The 20,115-nt window shown below is 35.6% G+C and carries 16 protein-coding genes; 6 read left to right on the top strand and 10 right to left on the bottom strand.

Annotation, left to right across the window (positions count from 1 at the left end; genetic code table 11):
- The first annotated feature begins 136 nt into the window (after positions 1-136).
- The 3 genes from GSM42_RS15980 (at position 137) to GSM42_RS15970 (ending at position 4,324) form a co-directional block, all read left to right on the top strand.
- Entirely contained in the window at positions 137-1,240 is a 1,104-nt protein-coding gene (locus tag GSM42_RS15980; protein WP_160802540.1) for an acyltransferase family protein, read from the top strand.
- Between the two features lie 1,140 nt (positions 1,241-2,380).
- A complete protein-coding gene (locus GSM42_RS15975) occupies positions 2,381-2,908 on the top strand; it encodes a PadR family transcriptional regulator (RefSeq protein ID WP_338055320.1) in 528 nt (175 codons plus the stop codon).
- A gap of 192 nt (positions 2,909-3,100) precedes the next feature.
- Complete coding sequence (locus GSM42_RS15970; RefSeq protein WP_160802538.1) at positions 3,101-4,324, top strand: cytochrome P450; 1,224 nt, start codon at positions 3,101-3,103, stop codon at positions 4,322-4,324.
- Positions 4,325-4,495: 171 nt separating this feature from the next.
- On the opposite strand, the gene GSM42_RS15965 is transcribed toward GSM42_RS15970, so the two are convergent.
- Together GSM42_RS15965 and GSM42_RS15960 are read right to left on the bottom strand one after the other, a co-directional pair.
- Positions 4,496-4,678 carry a hypothetical protein gene (locus tag GSM42_RS15965; protein WP_160802537.1) on the bottom strand — a complete coding sequence of 61 codons (183 nt, stop codon included), beginning with the start codon at positions 4,676-4,678 and terminating at the stop codon, positions 4,496-4,498.
- A gap of 117 nt (positions 4,679-4,795) precedes the next feature.
- Positions 4,796-6,109, bottom strand: a complete 1,314-nt coding sequence (locus GSM42_RS15960) for a hemolysin family protein (RefSeq protein WP_160802536.1) — start codon at positions 6,107-6,109, stop codon at positions 4,796-4,798.
- Between the two features lie 171 nt (positions 6,110-6,280).
- On the opposite strand from GSM42_RS15960, the gene GSM42_RS15955 reads away from it, so the two are divergent.
- The 3 genes from GSM42_RS15955 to GSM42_RS15945 all read left to right on the top strand — a co-directional run bounded on the left by GSM42_RS15955 (position 6,281) and on the right by GSM42_RS15945 (position 8,916).
- Positions 6,281-6,661 carry a MarR family winged helix-turn-helix transcriptional regulator gene (locus GSM42_RS15955; RefSeq protein ID WP_160802535.1) on the top strand — a complete coding sequence of 127 codons (381 nt, stop codon included), beginning with the start codon at positions 6,281-6,283 and terminating at the stop codon, positions 6,659-6,661.
- Between the two features lie 315 nt (positions 6,662-6,976).
- Positions 6,977-8,344: an MFS transporter gene (locus tag GSM42_RS15950; RefSeq protein WP_160802534.1), complete on the top strand. Its 1,368-nt coding sequence runs from the start codon at positions 6,977-6,979 to the stop codon at positions 8,342-8,344.
- A gap of 104 nt (positions 8,345-8,448) precedes the next feature.
- Positions 8,449-8,916, top strand: a complete 468-nt coding sequence (locus GSM42_RS15945) for a nuclear transport factor 2 family protein (protein ID WP_160802533.1) — start codon at positions 8,449-8,451, stop codon at positions 8,914-8,916.
- A gap of 137 nt (positions 8,917-9,053) precedes the next feature.
- Here the strand turns inward: GSM42_RS15945 and GSM42_RS15940 are convergent, their stop codons facing one another.
- The 8 genes from GSM42_RS15940 to GSM42_RS15905 all read right to left on the bottom strand — a co-directional run bounded on the left by GSM42_RS15940 (position 9,054) and on the right by GSM42_RS15905 (position 19,961).
- Positions 9,054-10,841: an IucA/IucC family protein gene (locus tag GSM42_RS15940; protein ID WP_160802532.1), complete on the bottom strand. Its 1,788-nt coding sequence runs from the start codon at positions 10,839-10,841 to the stop codon at positions 9,054-9,056.
- Entirely contained in the window at positions 10,834-12,234 is a 1,401-nt protein-coding gene (locus tag GSM42_RS15935; protein WP_237446665.1) for a lysine N(6)-hydroxylase/L-ornithine N(5)-oxygenase family protein, read from the bottom strand. The genes GSM42_RS15940 and GSM42_RS15935 overlap by 8 nt, the downstream gene beginning before the upstream one ends.
- A complete protein-coding gene (locus GSM42_RS15930) occupies positions 12,224-12,805 on the bottom strand; it encodes a GNAT family N-acetyltransferase (RefSeq protein ID WP_160802531.1) in 582 nt (193 codons plus the stop codon). The genes GSM42_RS15935 and GSM42_RS15930 overlap by 11 nt, the downstream gene beginning before the upstream one ends.
- Complete coding sequence (locus tag GSM42_RS15925) at positions 12,783-14,609, bottom strand: IucA/IucC family protein (protein ID WP_160802530.1); 1,827 nt, start codon at positions 14,607-14,609, stop codon at positions 12,783-12,785. Before GSM42_RS15925 ends, GSM42_RS15930 begins: the two co-directional genes overlap by 23 nt.
- The gene (locus GSM42_RS15920) at positions 14,602-16,137 is read right to left on the bottom strand and encodes a pyridoxal phosphate-dependent decarboxylase family protein (protein ID WP_160802529.1); all 1,536 of its coding nucleotides are present in this window, start codon (positions 16,135-16,137) and stop codon (positions 14,602-14,604) included. Before GSM42_RS15920 ends, GSM42_RS15925 begins: the two co-directional genes overlap by 8 nt.
- 13 nt (positions 16,138-16,150) lie before the next feature.
- Complete coding sequence (locus tag GSM42_RS15915) at positions 16,151-17,515, bottom strand: diaminobutyrate--2-oxoglutarate transaminase (RefSeq protein WP_160802528.1); 1,365 nt, start codon at positions 17,513-17,515, stop codon at positions 16,151-16,153.
- A gap of 482 nt (positions 17,516-17,997) precedes the next feature.
- Positions 17,998-18,450: a VOC family protein gene (locus GSM42_RS15910; RefSeq protein ID WP_160802527.1), complete on the bottom strand. Its 453-nt coding sequence runs from the start codon at positions 18,448-18,450 to the stop codon at positions 17,998-18,000.
- A 464-nt stretch (positions 18,451-18,914) separates the two neighbouring features.
- A complete protein-coding gene (locus GSM42_RS15905) occupies positions 18,915-19,961 on the bottom strand; it encodes a basic secretory protein-like protein (RefSeq protein WP_160802526.1) in 1,047 nt (348 codons plus the stop codon).
- Positions 19,962-20,115 lie beyond the last annotated feature (154 nt).

The following is a 20,115-nucleotide window of genomic DNA, read 5'->3' as shown; positions in this document are numbered from 1 at the left end:
TATAGTCTATATTTACGGAGGGTGTTCAGGTCCTTTTTACCCTATAAGTTAAAGTTGATTTATTTAATACAGCTGTGTTATAAAACTATTAAGGAGTATTTTTATTTTTGATTTCAATGGATAAGGTTGTGACAACATGACTAATGCTAATCGTGTTTATTATTTGGATCATATTCGTGTGTTTCTTACTATTCTTGTCCTATTTCATCATGCTGCCTTGCCTTATACGAATATGGAGGGAGTTTGGTACATCTCAGATATGGAAAAAGGACAAACACTTGTATCTGCTATGCTAGGTTTTTTTATTGCAATTAATCAGGCTTTTTTTATGGGATTCTTTTTCTTTTTAGCGGGTTATTTTACTCCTATGTCTTTTGATCGCAAAGTTCCGCGACAGTTTATAAAGGATAGACTTCTGAGATTGGGCATCCCTGTATTGGCTTATTTGTTTATTTTGAGTCCAGTTGTTCGGTATATGGTTACTATCAAGAGTCAAAGTTTTTGGATGTTTTATAAGAATGAAATTTTAACTTTTCAAAGTATTGAAACAGGTCCACTTTGGTTTGCAGAAGTATTGTTAATTTTTACCATGTCATATGTCTTATATCGACTTATGATGAAAAAATCTCCAAAAAATGAAGCTGACCTATTTCCTTCTTCAAAAGCTCTTTTGATAACTGCCCTTTTGTTAGGTGTTTGTACATTTGCAATTCGCCTTGTCTTTCCAATCGGATTGTGGATTTGGGGAATTCAAATTGCATATTTGCCTTCTTATTTATTTCTATTTGTAATAGGAATTGTTGCAGGTAGCAAAAATTGGCTGAAAGAAGTCCCTAAGAAAACGACAAAGCAATGGGTACTGGGTCTTTCCGTTGTTGCCCCTCTTTTTCCAATTAGTTTGCTCTTATTTCAGGGTAATTTAAATGGAGGTTTCAATATTCAAGCATTCCACTATGCAATGTGGGAAAATCTACTTGCATTTGGTATTTGTGTCGGATTACTTGCTTGGTTTAAAAAATATTACAATCAAACCAGTACCCTTTGGTCTATTTTCTCTAGGAGTGCGTTTGCGGTATACATCATTCACCCAATCGTACTAGTCGGATATGCTTTATTACTGAAAGGTGTTTCTTTACAGCCTCTGCTTAAATTTGCTCTTGTAGGTGTCGGTGGGACCATCACCTGCTTTTTGATTGCTTCTCTCCTGGTGAAAGTACCTTATGTGAACAAAGTGATTTGATAATAATTATTTGACATACTTGCTTAAGAAGTCTCTCATCCCTAAGTGTCAGCAAAGTGGAGGGAGGTTCATAGCTTATAAGAATTAATATAAAATCACCCTTGAATCAGTAGTAACTTATCCCGAAGTATCATACAATAAAATAAGCTGCGAGACTCCCCGTCTACTTTGGGAGATGTGATGACACTCAAGGTAATTGGTATCATTTTGCTTGTAGTGGCAGTCATGTATGATTTTTTTATCAGTGGTGGCCGTAAAAGAGATGATCTAATATGTGGGATCTTGGCTTTGGCTGGGATAAGCTGCATATTCTATCATGATTATTCACACTGAAAAAAATCTGATCAAACTCTTGTTTTATTGGGTTTGGCCAGCATATTAACAATTTGTGGTCTCTTGCTTAAAGCAAGGGATTTTTATGTATGGAAAAGAATGTAGATGTCTATTAGTGATTATTTAAAAAAGATCATTCGAAAAAATTTAATATTGTATTTAGTTTATGGAAATAATGAATTTCATTTAAGTTGTAGTATTTGAACATATAGAGCTTGTTGTATTATTCCACACAAAAAAAGATATTCGCGGGTGGTGCGTTCTTTGTAGGTATTCATTCAATTACCAGACGCGGAAAACATAGCGCAACTTGCCCGTAAGTGCGCAAGCATCAAACGATTTCCTAACATGTTTAAACTTTATGGATGCAACTACCTCCGTATAAATTAAATTATATTAATATAATAGAAGACCAATTAAATTATCGTAAAATATTTTTATAAAACAGTAAACATAAAGAATTAAAATTGCCTTTTTCGTCCATTTACGAGAAAATTTTATAAGGGATTTTGTTTGTTGAAAGATGAAGCTTGAAAACCGCCATTTATAGCATTAAGGAAGAAATATATGGTTTTGCCAGTGATCAACCAGCATAAGAACTTGAATGAAGGGCTTTGAGCGTAGGAAGTCCTTCTTAAGTATAGGGGAAAATCGTGTAAATACTGATTTTGTTCTTCATTACCTAACCATCGAAGAAATGGAATTGTCTTCCAAATGGGTGAGTTTATACAATTCCTCCTCTTGCAAGGAAAGTAAAAATATACACGTTGAACGAATCTTTTTGTATTGTTATCATGGATATGAAACGTGAAAAGAATATTGGAAGAGAAGGATAATATGTATATTGATTTATTAGTTTTACATCAAATTGAGATATCCCCTATGTATGGGTACGAAATTAAAAAAAATATCATAGACCAATTAGGTGAAGTAATAGATGTAAATCATAATTTGTTGTACCCATCCTTGCGAAGATTTGAAGAAAAAGGTGCAATAATCAAAAAAGTAAGTGAACAAGAAGGAAGACCGAATCGAAATGTGTATTATATAACAGATAAGGGAACAGAGCTCCTTTGTGAAATGGTAAGAGATTTTAATACCAAAAATGCTAAAAATGACATCGAATTTTTGGCTAGAGTAGCGCTTTTTGATCGTATCAGCCATGAAGATCGAATTCGTATCTTAAATGTAAGAAAGCAGCACCTAAACAAGCTGCTCTCAAGAGAACCTTCTAATGTAAAGAAAAGCGAGTATACAAATCAAGTTTTGCAATTTTCCACAAAAAGACTCAGAGACGAGATAGCATGGATAGACAGCCTACTATTGAAAGTTTAAAATGTTCTTTGGTTTTTCCGCTTATAAAATTTTCACAAAAGAACCGACAGGTTCTTTTTTTATATTCTCAAAAGAAGAAGTGTAATAGGATAAAAAATTAAATAATTCTAAATTAAGGGATTTTTACCTTGATGCCATCTTTTCAATGTGTTAAATTAATATATGTTAGTTTAACATAAAGGAGGAAGTTCAATGAAAAAAGATATTATCTCCACTAATGATATTACGAATTTTTCAACACGTTCTATGGAGTTTTTTCCACTCGAATGGTACAAAAAAATGCTTCACGATAATCCTGTTTATTATCATGAAGAAACAAATACTTGGAATGTATTTAAGTATGATCATGTAAAACAAGTAATGGGAAATTTTGAGTTTTTTTCAAATGTGGGCACAAGGACAACGACGAGTGTGGGGACTGGTGAGAGGTTATCCGGTAAATTGGCTTTGACGGATCTCGATCCTCCTTTGCATCGAAAAAGTCGTTCCTTGTTTTCTTCCGCCTTTACTCCTCGCAGTTTGAAAGATTGGGAACCACGAACCCAAAAACTAGCAAAGGATCTTGTAGAAGAAATTCCTCCAAATGAAACGGTAGATATCGTTCAATCCTTAGCGGCACCTTTGCCTAGTTTGGTCATTGCAGATTTATTTGGAGTATCGATAAAAGATAGAGTCCAGTTTAAAAATTGGGTAGACATTTTATTTCAACCTTATGATAAAAACACAGAAGAAGAGATTTTGTTAAAGAAGCATCATGCTGCAAAAGAATACTATGAGTTCTTGTATCCTATTGTTGTCCAGAAACGTATGAAACCTAGCGATGATATTATTTCTGACTTAACAAGAGTGGAAGTAGACGAAGAAATGTTTACCGATGATGAGATTGTAAAAGCTACTATGCTTTTATTGGGAGCAGGTGTAGAAACAACCAGTCATCTGATAGCAAACACTTTTTATTCTTTTCTTTATGATGATAGATCATTGTTTGAGACTCTCCAGAATGACTTGGAACTGATCCCAAACGCAGTAGAAGAAATGCTTCGATATCGTTTTCATATCTCAAGAAGAAATCGTACTGTTAAAGTGGATAACGATTTGTTAGGAGTAGAGTTGAAAAAAGGTGACGTTGTGATTTCGTGGATGAGCGCTGCCAACATGGATGAGGCAATGTTTGAAGACCCTTTTTCGTTGAATATTCACCGGAGTAATAGTAAGAAGCATCTGTCTTTTGGCAGTGGTCCACACTTTTGCCTTGGTGCACCTCTTGCTCGATTAGAAGTACAGATGGTACTACGTACATTTTTACAAAAATTTTCTGGTATAGAACCTATTGCATCGTTTGATTTAGAGAGTAGCTTAACTGATTCAGCTCCAGGTCAGTCTTTAACTTCTCTGCCTATGAAAGTATTTGTCTAAGAGAATTTTGTACGTACCCACTCATATAGCAAAAATAACCGTCTAGTTTCTATCAACCAGACGGTTTCTTATTTATATGGAAATTTATGACTTGAGCATCAACTTACCTAGTCATACAGCTAAAAATATTGTTTGTCATTTCGGTCAACTAATCGATAAATTCTATTTGGATTACAATCCTAAATATTCAGATAATGATTGAGTCTCATCCATTTGCTTCTCCCTGCTTTCGATAGCAGTTCGATTGATCTCTTCTTTACTTTGATAATTATCAGGAATATTAAGCAAAGATTGTAAATCAATTAATTTTTGTTCTTTGTCCATATTTAACACCTCAAAGACATGAATTTTCAAATACCTCTTATTGTATCATACAAATCAAAAAAGCAACGGAAAACTGAATGGATTTGGACATAAATAGCATGATACAAACCAAAAACAGACATCCTGATTCAGGATGTCTGTTTTTAGTTAAAGAGTCTCATTATCTGAGGGATCTGTTTTTTTTACTAAAACACGTTCAATACTCTGTTTTCTTACTTTTTCTATAATAAAGGTGGCATCTTCGTACTTTATTTCTTCTCCAATAGATGGTATTCTTTCAAACTGAGAAAAAAGCCAGCCACCAATTGTATCGTTATCTTCATCTAATATATGAAGATGAAAATATTTATTGACATCTTCGATAAGCAGTCTTGCTTCGATCGAAACCCCTTTTTCTGTATCTTGGAATAATGGTTTTTCGTTATCAAATTCATCTTGGATTTCTCCAAAGATCTCTTCGATAATATCTTCCGTTGTAACAAGTCCTGATATACCACCATATTCATCAACAACGATCGCCATATGACTTTTTTCTTTTTGCATTTGCATAAATGCATCTTTTACCTCTATCGTTTCTGGTACGAAATGAGCAGGTCTCATAAGAGATTGAATTTCTACATTTTTCTTTTCTCTTACCATGCTTTCAAAGAAATCACGCAGAAGTACAATTCCGAGAATCTGATCTTTGTTACCATCATAGACAGGGAAGCGTGTCAGCTTTGTATTTAACATGATTTGTAGATGTTCCTCAGAAGATTTTTGAATATCCAAACCTATTATTTTTACCCGGGGAAGCATGACTTCACGAACCAAACGGTCTGTAAATTCAAATACATTGTCGAAGAGTGCAAGCTCTGCCTTATCAATAATTCCACTTTTGTGACTCTCCGCAATTACCATCCGGATTTCTTCTTCTGTGTGGACCTGTTGATGATCGTTTTCTAATCCAATACCAACCCATTTTAAGATTTGATTTGCGGAGCCATTTAGGGCAACGATAAAAGGACGAAACAATACATAAAACCAATGCAGAGGAGTTACTGTCCAGAGGGTAGTTGCTTCAGATCGTCGTATTGCCAATGACTTAGGGGCCATCTCACCTAAAACGATATGCAAAAAGGTGATGATGGAAAATGCGATTATAAATGAGATAGTATGGTTCATCCAATCTGGAAGATGCAGATAGTGGAAAATTGGTTCTAGTAGTCTAGCTAATGTGGGTTCTCCTACCCAACCTAGTCCTAAAGATGCTAGGGTAATTCCCAGCTGTGTAGCAGAAAGATAGGCATCAAGATTACGCAGAACCTTTTGAGCCATTTGTCCTCTTGTTGTCATGATCTGTGCGATCCGTGTGGTGCGGACTTTGACCAATGCAAACTCAGCCGCTACAAAGAAACCATTTAACAAAACGAGCACCATTATCAAAACTAAGTTCAATACAGTTGTTATTACTGTGTCCATTTTCTAAGTTTGTCGCTCCTAATTTCAATTCAATCCATTATATATTTATATTACACAAGTTAGGCGAAAAATAAAAATGATTTTCATTGAAATATAGTTGACAATGCAACTAAGTATAATGTATATTTCTTTTAGTTGACTAATCAACTTTAATCGAAGGAGTCATGTATCTTGAATGAAAAAGCTACTATTGCAAGATGGATTTCCGTTATACACCGTCAATTTCAAATTTATCTCAATCGAGAGTTAAAAGCGTACGATATTCATTCATCCGAGTATATTTACTTAGTAAATCTTTACGAGAAAGATGGTGTATCCCAAGAACAATTGTCTGCGAATTTGTTTATCAACAAATCAGCTGCTGCCCGTGCAATTGGTCGATTGGAAAAATTAGGATGCATAAAACGAATTCGTTCTTCACTGGATAGTAGAGCTTATCTTGTAACACTGACAGAAAAGGGATTGGAAATGCAGGGATTTATAAAGGAAAAACTAATGTATCGGTCCAAAACACTTTCGCATGATTTTACAGAGGAGCAGTTTGAAAGATGATTAAGCAGATGTTGATGAATGCATGGACTGAAACGAAAGGTGAAGAGTGAGTTTTATCTAAATGAGGCTTGAACATACTCTATTTTCAAAAATGTAGAACAGTCAGTTTAGACTATCTTGGTGAATAAAGGCATCATAACCATGCTAGTCAAAAGAAGAGTTATGAATACAAAGAAAAGTTGGAGATTTTTCCAGGTGGAACCTGATCTACAATCGATTTTGTTAAATTGCTTAAGGGAAAAGTGCAGAGATTACTTTCTGCCTATTTATGAGAATATTTCGTTTGCACCACGAACTTACTTGGAGGTATGGAATATGGAGTCAAAGGTTAATCAGCAAACAGGAGAAATATTGATGAAGATTGTGATGTTTACACTTATCCTATCTTCGATGAGTGTGCTGATGTTTATCTATGTATTACCTGAAATTAGTAAGGAATTTCATTTGTCTCTTTCACAGGTTAGTTGGCTTTCTTCTTCATATGGAATTATTTATGCGATAGGTACAGTGACCTATGGTAAACTAGCAGATCGATTTCAGTTGAAAAATTTACTCACGTTCGGCTTAGTAATTTTTGCAATTGGTTCGTTAATTGGTTTGCTTTCCCAAACATTTTGGATGGCTCTAATTGGTAGATGCATGCAGGCAATAGGAGCAGGAGCTATCCCTGCAACAGCAACGTTAATTCCAGTACGTTATTTTCCGCCAGAAAAAAGAGGTAGAGCATTGGGAATGATGGCAGTTGGGTTAGCATTAGGGAGTGCATTAGGTCCTGTTGTTTCAGCTCTTATAGCAAGCATCGCTAACTGGCGCTGGTTATTTGTTGTACCCATGCTCATACTGGTAACACTGCCTTTTTATCGGAAGTACTTAGAGGATCATACACCAAAAAGCCATGATAAATTTGATTGGACAGGTAGTGCATTATTGGGGGTGTCCATTGTATTTTTTATGCTCAGTGTTACCAACCACATCTGGTGGTTATTAGTAGTGGCATTCCTTTCCATAGCTTTATTTGTGATAAGAATTAGAGTAGCCAAACAACCATTTATCCCTGCTAAACTATTTTCGAATAATAAATATACGCTTTATTTGATAATTTCATTCTTTATAAATGGAATTGGGACCAGCTTATATTTCTTAACACCTATTTTCTTATCTGAAGTTCAAAAGCTTTCTACGTTTTGGATTGGTTTTGCAATGGTACCAGCTACTGTGGCATCAGCGATTTTAGGGAAGCAAGGAGGAAAACTAGCTGACTCGAAAGGTAATGCCAGTTTATATTTTTTGGCATCTAGTCTGTTAGTTATTTGTTTTGTGCTGCTCTCTAGTTTTATAGGAAGTCCAGCGTGGTTGGTTGCTATTATTTTAGTGCTGGGCAATGTGGGACAATCTTTTATGATTATTGTTATGTTAAACTCTGCTTCTCAAACACTGCCCAAAGATCAAGTAGGAGTTGGGATGGGCATATTACAAATGCTAAATTTTATTTCCCAAGGTGTAGGTACAGCTATTTATAGTAGTGTAGTAGATATTGGATCTACTGTTCATTGGAACCCAATTTCGATGAACTCTTTAGGCTATGTTTATAGCAATATCTTTCTTGTGTTAGCTGTTTTACACCTATTCATCTTTTTTGTCTATTATTATCAATTTGGTCGAGTAAAGAGTAATTCTTATTAACTACAAACTTGGTTCACGTTTTTGGAAATCAAATAGCTGTAATAGGTATAAAATTATTATTTTTTATAATAAAATATTTTATAGGGATAAGAAAGGTAGATGTTATGAACAAATCACACATGCGTTTGGTCATCACAATGATGATGTTGTTTCTAATTACCGCCTGCACTGCAACTTCTCAGACAGAAAAAGAGTTAGAGCAAGTAGTCGAAGATAATTTGCAAGCTATGAATGAAAAAGATTTTACTAAATATATGGATATGCTTTCAAAAGACACTGATCCAAATGTTGTTACTCAAACAGAGAAAACAATGGAATATGCTTTTTCCAACTTAGATCTTGTATCGACTGTGAAAAGGTTTAAAGCAGTATCCATTTCAGGTGATACCGCGATTATTGAGGTCGAACAGGACACAATTAACAAAAAGAGTGACCCTCGCTTTAAGAACAATCGGACCATAGCAGAACATACAATGGTCAAAGAAAATAACCAATGGAAATTTAAATCGACTGTTATAAGGTCAACAAAACAGATCGATAGTTCTGGAAATGTAATTGGTAATTTACAGTAAAAAAATAGGAATGAAATCTTTTTATCTTGTAGGCAATAAAAACCGCTATCTATATCATAAGGATAGCGGTTTTTATGGTAGTTTAGCTTTTGAGACACAACTGTTCAGAATATGACATTTGTTAAGATGTCAAAAAATTATTTACTTAAAGCATTGTTGACATAACCGAATTCAGAAGCGTGAGGTCTGTCATCGCCATTTTCATAGCCATAGTCGAGCATTCGATTTCGATTGAGACAAAGCTTCGTAAACTTTGGTTTAAGTAAATCAAACAAATCATATCGTTCACTTTGTTCGGGAAAACGACTTTGGTAATGGACAATAGCTGAACGAACCTTACTCCAAAACTCGAATTCAGGGTATTGATGATATGTTTCCAACAAATCAGATAAATATCGCATATGACAGATAAATAATCCAGTGAAAATGAATTGGCATAATCCTTCTGGATCTTCACTGCGTAAAACTTTTTTCAAATCGTTTGGCAGGTTGGAAAGCTCAGGGATTGGGTGACGACTTATATTTACGTCATCTACGAAATCTTTTATCGCTATGCGATGAGGAACAAAATCTTTTAATACTAAGATGGTATTTTGCCCATGAGGGGAAAATACTACGCCATAACGATATAAGTAATGAAGTAGTGGGGAGAGAATGACGGATAACAAATGGTCAAGCCATTCCTCTAGAGATAGCCCCGAGTTTTCCAAAAGTGCAGTGAAAAACGGTTTACCTTGCTCATCTAAGTGTAACAAAGAAGCAAGGGTAATGGCTTGTTCGCCTTCATCCAAGAAAGAATATATGCTTTCTCTCCAAATACAGCCAAGTAATTCTTGATAATGATATGGCACTCCAGTCATTTTAGAATAATGAGGATGATCATAATTTATGCTAGCTATTTCGCCTGGAAGAATCAATCGACACTCTTTATTCAAAAAAGCATCCTTCTGCCAAATATCTTGAATAAATGTTGTTATGGTAGGTGCAAGAACTGTTCTTTCGCCCGGCAATCCTCGATAAACTAGTGTGTTTAAGATGCTCATCGGTAGCTTGACATGATGTCGATTTTTTTGATCCAGGTTTACAAATGTTCGGATGGATTGCTGAGGAAGGTATTTATCTTCACCAACTCCAAGATAGATAATGGATCTATTTGCTAGTTCTTCAGCAAAGAATGGAATAATATAGTTGTTCCATTGCCATTCATGTATAGGCATAAAATAATAATGATGAGGATTACTTTTGGATTTCAATAAGTGATTATTAAAATCGAGAGCTTGTTCTCCTAATTCTTTGTAGATAAGCTCATCGTACATAAGTCCATCTATCGCATAAAAACCTGCTTTTTCTTTGTGGACAGCAATCCATAGAAGTTGAACTGGCTGCTTTTGTTCGGGAGCATAGGACAAGTAGTCATCATAACCAAACCCAATGCGGCCTTTGTTGTAAGTTATCCAAGGATGACCATCCATCTCTCCCTCTAATTCGCTATAATCCAGTTGTGTCAGATCTTTATGTTGGTTTTGTTTGTTTTCCAAAATATGAGCATCAGCAATTAAGGTATGATTATACTCCCTTATGAGGTGTGCCGTTGTGGTAGCAGACATTCCGATAGTACTTTGAAGGTCTAGGAGAAATTGATTTGGATTGGTCGCTTTGGTCGATAAACCAGATTGGTGCCGTTGTATCGTTTCAGAGAAAACATGATAACTATCAAAAAGACGCTTTTTAGCTTCAAATGTATATTCTATTCCATTGTCTAATGGTAATCGATAACGTATCATATTTCCTTTGGTTTCTATCTGTTCAGGATAGATAATTTCTTCATACATAAACTCAGCTATCATTTTGGTCAATAATTGAACAGATACGATTTCCCATGAGATTGGATTAAGTACAGAAGTTATCGTTTGGTGTTTATTCATAGATAGATACTCCTTTTTGAATATCTTTGTTGGAATTATCAACTGAAGGGGAGAAAATACCAAATTGTTGATATATGTTTCGATCTGAGACAGGGTAGATATTTCGATGAGATAGCTCGTTAATAATAACAGAGTTGCGGTAAGCACCTAGTCCTAAGTCCGGAGAGCCTATCCCATGTGTGTGAAGCTCATCATTTTGTACAAAAATAGAGCAATTTGTTTCTTCTGTTAGAACAAGTTGATAATTTCGGTTTACAATGGTTCTATTTTTTTCGTCCCGACAAATCAATGATTCTAGATGAGAGAGACATGAAGGTGTTTTGCGTTGGTATCCAGTGGCAAAGATCACCATCTCACTTTCATGTACAAAATGCTTCTCCTGCTCTTTTTGAAAACAGGATAGTTGATAGTTTTGTTTCTCGCCCTGCTCTTGTTTTTTTATTTGTTGAACATCAATTTGCGATAATAAACGCACAGGAATTTGTGAGCCACAGGCAGTACGTTCATAAATGAGATCATATATATCAGCTATTGTTTTGGTACTGATTCCTTTATAAAGTAAATCTTGCTTTAAGATGCGGTCATCTCTCTTGTTTTGTGGGAGATGATGGAAATATGTCGTGTAATCAGGAGAAAAATGTTCCAATCCGAGTTTGGAGTATTCCATCGGAAAAAAGCCATCTGATCGTGTCAACCAATCCAATTTGTAATCATAATCAGTTTGATCCAGCAACAATGCATAGAAAACCTCAGCGGCACTTTGACCTGATCCAACAACTGTGATGGAGTCGGCTTTGCGGCACCGATTACGATGATGCTGGAATGTGGAAGAATGAAACACTTCTTCTGAAAGAAAGCCTTGGAACTTAGGGTGAATGTTAGGTGTACTTCCAACCCCTAATACCAAATTTTTAGCCAAGTATTTCTTGGTATTGCCACTATCTATTTCCATTACTTCGATGGAAAAATAGTCTTGGTTGTTTCCTTTATGCCATGTGACACTGGTTACTTGTCTGCCAAAATAACAGGAATCCAATTGTTGACTAACCCATTGGCAGTAGTGATTATACTCTACTCGTGGGATATGGAATTTTTCTAGAAAGTAAAAATGGAATAGTCTGTTGTGTTCTTTCAAATAGTTGAGAAAGGAGAAAGGGCTGGTCGGATCAGCCATTGTAACCAAGTCAGCAAAAAATGGAACTTGTAAAGTAGTTCCTTCCAACAATAATCCAGGATGCCAATCAAACTGAGGTTTTTGCTCAAAAAACATAGCTTTTACATCTTCTGCTTTTGTCAGCATGGTTGCTAATCCCAAATTAAAAGGTCCAATTCCCACACCGATGAGGTCCAATAGAGAGGACTGTGTTTCTGTGTCCATATGATTAGACATCATTCCAACTCCTTAAAAATGGTTCGCGGTGACAGAACATAAGAGCCGCCTCTTTGTCAGGAAGCTTGATATTTTTTTGAAGTTCAAATCCGCATTTTTTGAATATATGAATCATTTTTTCGTTTCGAATATCAGGTTCGGCTACGACTTTTTCGGTTTTCTCATGCTGAAATAGGCAGTAAACCATTGTGCTTAGAAAAGGAAGAGCGTAACCTTTTCCTAGATAAGAAGTTGGTCCAAATAAGAGATGAATTCCCTGATCATCTGGGTGAACATCATAGCTTTTACCTAATACATCATCTTTTGCCCAATACGTTTCCCAGTAACTGATTGGGACATCATCTAATGATCCAATATGAAGGGATTGGTGAGTGTCTTTCAAAAAATCCCGTAAGTGAACTTCATATTTTTCTAGTGAAAGGGCACGATTCCAGAAGGGAATAACATGTGGTTCATGCATCCATTGATGAAGCATTTCTAAGTCTTGTTCCAAACGAACAGGACGAAAAGAAATTGTTTTCCTAATCTTCTGATGGTAGAAGCTGAAGTTATCAAGATGAAGATGTGATTCCATTATCTGTGACCCCTTTTACTAACGGATTAGAAATGTGAACATATACAGATTGACTTTCCATTGGTCCTTCCAATTCATCCATATCATACAAACGGGTTAGCAAGTTAGCTTTGCAAGGCAACTGCTCTTTTTCTAATAAACTAGAAATTAAAGTAGATGGCTCACGATTTAAGGGTTGTAATTTGACGAGTGATTTCCTCAGTTCTATAAGAAGTTCTTCTTCGTCAATTAACTCAGAAGTACCAAATGCATTAATTAAACCAAATATATGATTGATAAAGAGATAGTAACGAAGTCGTTCATCTGCTACTTCATCAGCGCACATGGTTTGACTTTGTTGATTGATTCCTGGGAGAATTTGTTCAAGGTTAGAGAAAGTAGATTCACAATAGTAGTAGCCTTGATTGTCCCGATAATAAAAGTGATGTGGATAACCATTATGCAATTGCACCAAACTGTTTTGCTGATGAGCTTCCAATGCGATTCCATATTGCAGATACAACCACATGATCGGCTCAAATGAGATAGACAAGTATTGGTTAAACCAATCAAGACTTACCTCTCGTATGTTTCGATGTTCTTTATGAGCTAATTCGGTAATAATATTAGCCAAACGTGATTTGTCTCCAACAATAGGGTCTTGTCCTAATCCTGCTAAAAGTGTGACATCTTTATCTTGTCCCTTCATAAAGGGATTTTCCCGTAACACTAACTCGAATCCGGATTCTTCTAGTGAGGGGATTTGGATGGTAAGATAGGCAGGATCTTGTATGATACTGAATTTTGGGAATCGTTTTTTCATATCACTTCCTATCTTGCTTTCCAAGATTCTTGATACCTCAACGCCGCGTGCCAACTCTTTTAATTTATTGACTCGAACAGAATTTGTAATTTTGATATTCAATGAGCTTTTGAGCATGAATCGGGCTTGAGGGTGGTACAAGGTTCGGACAGAAGAGGTAGGAAAATATGCTCGTCCTCTTACACCAAGATCCATCAATAGTTCCTTGTCCATTAAATCTATGATTTCTCGCTTTTGTAGCAAGTGCTGTGCTTGGATGGGATGGATAGGTAAAATCGAATATTCATCCTCATTTAAAAATTGTTTTTTAAATGGTTCATTCAATAGAGGATCTTGTAATAATTCCTTTTTTATTAATTGAGTAGCGGATAGTGAAAAAGTTGAGTCCTCTTTTATGATGGATTGGTGAGCACGAAAAAAGTGTAAAGGAAAATTTCCTTTTTGTTCTGGAGAATACAGTTGCTGATCCAAATCAGAAAAACCTTGCCTGCTTTTTGGTGTGGGATGCATCGGATGCCCAAAAACAAGAGATTGCTCGGCATCAATAAAACGAAAAGTGGGATGATATAGTTCTTGTCTGTCCGTTTTACGAGCTGAAATATAAGAATCGATGTGTTGACAACTCTGTATTGTTCCAGAAACTAATTTATCTAGATATCCAGCTGTATGATGGTGAATAGATAACTCTTTTGTAATCAGGGTTACAAGTGTAACATAATCAAGGGATAGTAACTCTTTGCTTGGCGTCAAGTAATGCCATGGAAATTGGAACAGATGACGACCAGTAAGAGACCAATATTTAATTGGTGCAACAATATGAATCCCATGATGGGGAAGAGGGCAGATAACCAATTTGTCTGCCTGACAAACAGAGAAAAGCCGATAGAAAGAATGCGTCTTGTTGGAATTGTTATCTTCTATAAATACAAAGTTATCTACTTCCCTCAGGTAGCAATTTATAAAATTTTGCATGCTGGCCTGTTCAGCTATGGTCTTAGACATTCTTGTCGTCCTCTCTCTTCCTTGATTGAAGTAACTCTCCAATTTGTTTTACCTCATTTAAGATAAACGTGACATCCCCTATCGTCATAAGGGGATTGAGCATTGTCAATTTTAAATAAGCAATACCGTTGCATTTGGTCTGTGCCAATATTACTTTTCCGCTGTTCACTAAGTTTTGTCGTATTTTTATATTCAGGCGATTCAAGGTTTCAAGCTGATTTACCATTGATTTTCCGGTGTAACGAAAAACAATTGCATTTAAGGTGGGATTTTTATTCAGTAGTTCCAATGATGGATCATGTAAGATGAGTTTTGATGTATTTTTAGCTAACTCAATAGTATAATCCAGTAGTTCAGCAAATTTTTTCCGTCCAATTGCTTGCAGAGATATCCATAACTTTAATGCATCAAAACGGCGAGTAGTTTGAATCGATTTTGCAACCAAATCCGGTATCCCTTGGTGTTCATGTTCTTCTGGATTTAAATAGTCTGCATTGGATTTCATCAGGTTAAAATATTTAGCTCTTTTTAGAAGGAATGCACCACAACTAATTGGCTGATAAAAAAGTTTGTGAAAATCGACGGTGATAGAATCTGCTAATTCAATATTAGTAAGCAAGTGTTTGTACTGGTCACTTAATAGGAGAGCTCCTCCATAAGCAGCATCCACATGTAACCACATCCTATAATGTTTTGCACGTTTTGAGCATGCTAAAATAGGATCAATCGCGCCAAAGTCAGTAGATCCAGCTGTTGCAACTAAGGCGAATGGAGCAAGTCCTTGTGAATAAAGAATATCCAGTTTTTTATCTAAATCGTCTAAACACATACGCATCTGTTCATCTGTTTCGATCGTTACGACAGCATTTTCTCCTAGCCCTAGCAATGCAGCAGATTGTTTTACAGTAAAGTGAGCGGAAGTGGAACATAAAATTCGTAATTGATGAAAGTTTGATGGAAGCCCTTGTTTCTTTACATTCCAATTAAAATGTTCTTTGATGTATTGATCTCTTGCCAAAAGGAGACCCATAAAGTTGGATTGTGTCCCGCCGCTTGTAAAGACACCATCAGCATCATCTTGATACCCAAATAAGTGACAAAGCCAGCTTATCAATTTCTCTTCCATTAATGTTGCAGCTGAACTTTGATCCCATGAATCCATGGATTGATTACTAGCACTGATCATCGCTTCAGCAGCTAAAGCAGGAATCAGTGGCGGGCAGTGTAAATGAGCACAGCAATTAGGATGATGTACAGCTATTGAATTTTTAAGAATCGTTTCACCAACACTTATGATGATTTGGGAAAGATCACGACCTTCTTCTGGGCATATGGAAAATAAATCTAGTTGCTCTTTTAGATCATGAATGGAAATTCCACTATAAGGCAGGGATAGATTGGCGAACTGTTCATAAATTGTTTGATGGGTCTGTGTCATTCCATGTTGGTATGCGAGCCAAGATTTTTGTGAGTTATTTAAAAAGAGGTGTTCTGCTGATTTTTCGGTTTTTTCTTTTGAAGGAAACATGAAAACCTCCTGATTATGTGAAATGTAGTAATTTTCGTTCTACAGATTGTATTGCAGTATCAAAGATTTCACATATTATATCAACTTGTTTTTCTGTAACAATCAATGGAGGTAAAAAGCGAACTACACTGCCATACCTTCCGCCTAATTCTAAAATCAATCCTCTTTTCAGACATTCATGTTGAATCTGACGTGCCAATTCAGGGTATGGAGGATAACTTTGCATCTTGTTTGGACTTTGTTGGGTGTTGACGATCTCCACCCCAATCATTAAACCTCGACCACGTACTTCCCCAATACTTGAACTGTTTTTTTGAACTTCTTTTAAACTAGCCATCATTTTGTTTCCAAGCTTGTCTGCTTGTATCTCAAGCTTGTTTTCCTGGATGAAGCGAATGGTTGCTGTTCCAGCAGCCATAGCCATTTGATTACCTCGAAATGTCCCTGCATGGGCTCCAGGAGACCATTTGTCCAAAGATTCGTCATAGACAACAACAGAGAGAGGAAGCGAACCGCCGATTGCTTTGGATAAGATAACTACATCTGGTACAATGCCGGAATGTTCAAATGCAAACAACTTCCCAGTTCGACCTAAACCAGTTTGAACCTCATCAATAATAAGTGGGATTCCTCTATCTTGGGTGATCGAACGTATTTGATCTATCCAACTATTTGGAGCAGGAATTACCCCGCCTTCCCCTTGTACTATCTCCATAATCATTCCAGCAGGAGAGACGATACCACTTTCTGGGTCATCCAGTACATGTTGTACATAATGGGAAGAAGTTTGTGCTCCTAGATCGCCACCTTGTTGAAACGGACAACGATAGCTATAGGGATATGGCAGAAAATGTACATCTGGCATTAAATTCGCCACTGATTGTTTTGGGCTAACATTTCCAGTCAAACTCAGTGCCCCATGAGTCATTCCATGATAAGCACCGTGGAAGGAAAAGATGCTCCTTTTTCCTGTTGCAGTCTTCACCAGTTTAATTGCAGCTTCTACAGCATCTGCTCCTGTAGGGCCGCAAAATAGAATTTTTGCTTTCGAAGAGAATTCTTTCGGTAGGATTTTAAACAATTCTCCGATAAATTCATCCTTAACAGGAGTTGTAATGTCAAGTGTATGCAATGGAAGTTGATGGTGGAGGACTTTTTGAATGGCTTCAATCACAACGGGGTGATTATGCCCCAATGCAAGTGTTCCAGCACCTGCCAAGCAGTCAAAGTAGTTTTTTCCTTCAACATCTTTCACCATGATTCCATTTGCTTCTTTAATAGCAATAGGGATACGACGTGGATAGGAACGAGCATTGGATTCACGAAGTTCTTGATTAGTAAGATAATAGGCATTGTGTCCCCTTGTGGGATGATTCATTTGAGTATCACTCCTACCATGCATTGAAATTGATAATCATTCTCAATATACCATTCAAATAAGTTGAAGTAAACGTTTTTTTTTATTTTTTTAGGAGAATATTTCAGATCACAAAATAAGGTTTGATTGGGAGGATATAGAGTAAGTAGGGGATAGAAGATTTGATGTATAAAAAATACATTATATTATAACATGGTTGTTTCCTTCTATAAAAATATTAATTCACAACTAGGGAAGTGTGATTTTATATGGGTTTCAACATGAAATAGAAACTGTCTTTTACATAGTAATAGTCTAATAAAATAATGTGTGAATTTAATTTTTAATTCTGCTAATTTTACTAATTTAAACATGAGGAACAGATGCAGTGGAACTTATGAAGTATACGCGACACAACTAGTAAGATTCACAAAAGAAACAGAATCCTTTCGTTACAAGTGAACGATCAAAAACTGCGACTTTGATGTGGTCGCAGTTTTGTGTTATAACCGATCAATCTCAATTTTGCCCATTCTCAGTATAGATTTCATCGTTCGATATGCCTTCTGGGGATCAGGATCATTTAATTTTTCTATTAATTCTATAGGAGCAATCTGCCATGTAACTCCAAATTTATCTTCTAGCCGACCACATTCTCCTTTTTTTCCTCCATCAGAAAGTCGTTCCCACAGTTCATCTACTTCTTTTTGAGAATAACAATTTACATAAAAAGAGACAGCAGGGCTAAATGTGAAATGCGGTCCTCCATTAAACGCAATAAAGGTATTTCCATCTAGTTCAAATGTAATGCTCATAACGGTTTTATTTGCTGTAGCTTTTTTTTCTGGATAGTAACTGGTATTTACTATTTTGGAGTTTTTAAAAATAGAAAGATAAAAATGAACAGCTTCTTCTGCTTGATAGTTAAACCACAGACAGGGGTTAATTTTTTGCACATTACACACTCCCTTTTATGTATAATATAACAAAAATTGGAAAACTGTCTAGTGAATTAATTGTTAAAATATGAAAAATTAGTTATATTTGATTTAAAAGCATAGATATAAAATCATCATTTTATGTCTGTTGATCAAAATTACAGTTTTATGGGCTTTCTTTCTATAAACTACTTTAAAGATGAATTTCCAATGGAAATCTTTCCAGAAAGAAGATATCTCATGCTATTTATTAAGCTGTATCAATTAGAGATGTATTCTATATTTGTAAGGAATGAAAATTCATTATAATAGGTGTGACAAAGATGAAGAAAAATCAATTTGAAAAACAAGATACTATGCTGTTTTGGACATGTGTTGTCATTGCAGTTGTGATGGGTTTGTCGTTTATCAGTAAGTTTTTTTGATAAAAAACCCGATTTCAGCAAATACTGTTGAAATCGGGTTGGCTAAATTTGGAATTGTTATTTCTTTTTACATGCAGGAATATCTTTTATATTGGTTTTATTTATATCTGGAAGGTAGATATGGGATAGGTAACCTTTCTTATTTCCGATTTGCACATGGCTCCACAGTTTCGTTTTTTTAGAACTTTTGCCTACTAGATCGCCAGTTGTTTGACATTTAATTGTTACAATTTCACCATTTTTAATAGAGCCTACTGTTTTTGCTTCTTTGAAAGGTTTTGATCGAAGATTTACCGCTTTACCTTTACTTATTTTGACTTGATGGTATATTTCAATTGGGACTACATCAGGACAATCATTTCGTTGGGCAAAACACTGGCTATTCTCTTCAAAGGATCCTGGATTTTTAGCATAAGCTTGTGTAAGTTGTTCCAGTGTTTGTCCAGTCCATTTTTTAAACAATGATTCCTTATAAGTTCCAGCCATTGCTGCAGCATTAATGTCTTCAAAAATGGTAGCCCGTCTGTGTGTCTTTACCCAAAGTAGAAAACGTGTTACATGACGATAACTTTCTTTCTCTAAATATTTTTTTCCAGACTTTACTTCAGAAGCCTTCGGTAAAGAGACATCTGTTTTCTCTGTTCCATAAAGGAGGACAGCGTAATCAGCCATTCCTTCGACAATCCAGGAGGGAACATCTCCTTGGTATCCATCTTGCACAATATGAGTCAGTTCATGAATCATTATACCAAGATTTCCTGCGTCTAAATCAATTTGAATTGCTTTGTAATTGATGGAAATGGTATGACCTATTACATATGCACCATACTCGGTTTTATTGTCAACTTTTAAATATATTGTTTTTGGTGCGTTTTTATTAAATTTATTTACTAGTAGAGGATAAACTCGATAAAATTCTTGGGTTAATTGTTGCCTGTATTTTGTTGGAATTTGTTTAGCATTTTGGATTATAAGTTGAAACTCACTTGATTTAGGTTTAGGATCGGAATTCTCAGAGGCATAGCTGAAGGGAGTTTGAAACGCAATTACAGCACAAATAATCAAAATACTAAAAATGGATAAACATTTTTTTAGATTGATCAAATTAATCGCTCCTCATCATAAATTATGATTACCAGTTTTTGTGATTTTTCTATAATAGAAATGCTGCTGTTCAGTTCAATTATAGCGAAAATTCAAATAAAGAAATAGTTTCTAAAGAGTCAGTATCAGGAGTTTTTTGCAATCTCGTTTAGAT

It is taken from the genome of Shimazuella alba (genome assembly GCF_009831235.1).
GTDB classification, from domain to species: Bacteria; Bacillota; Bacilli; order Thermoactinomycetales; family Thermoactinomycetaceae; genus Shimazuella; species Shimazuella alba.
Note: the sequence above shows the minus strand (reverse complement) of the source record. Positions and strands in the feature narration are given on the sequence as shown.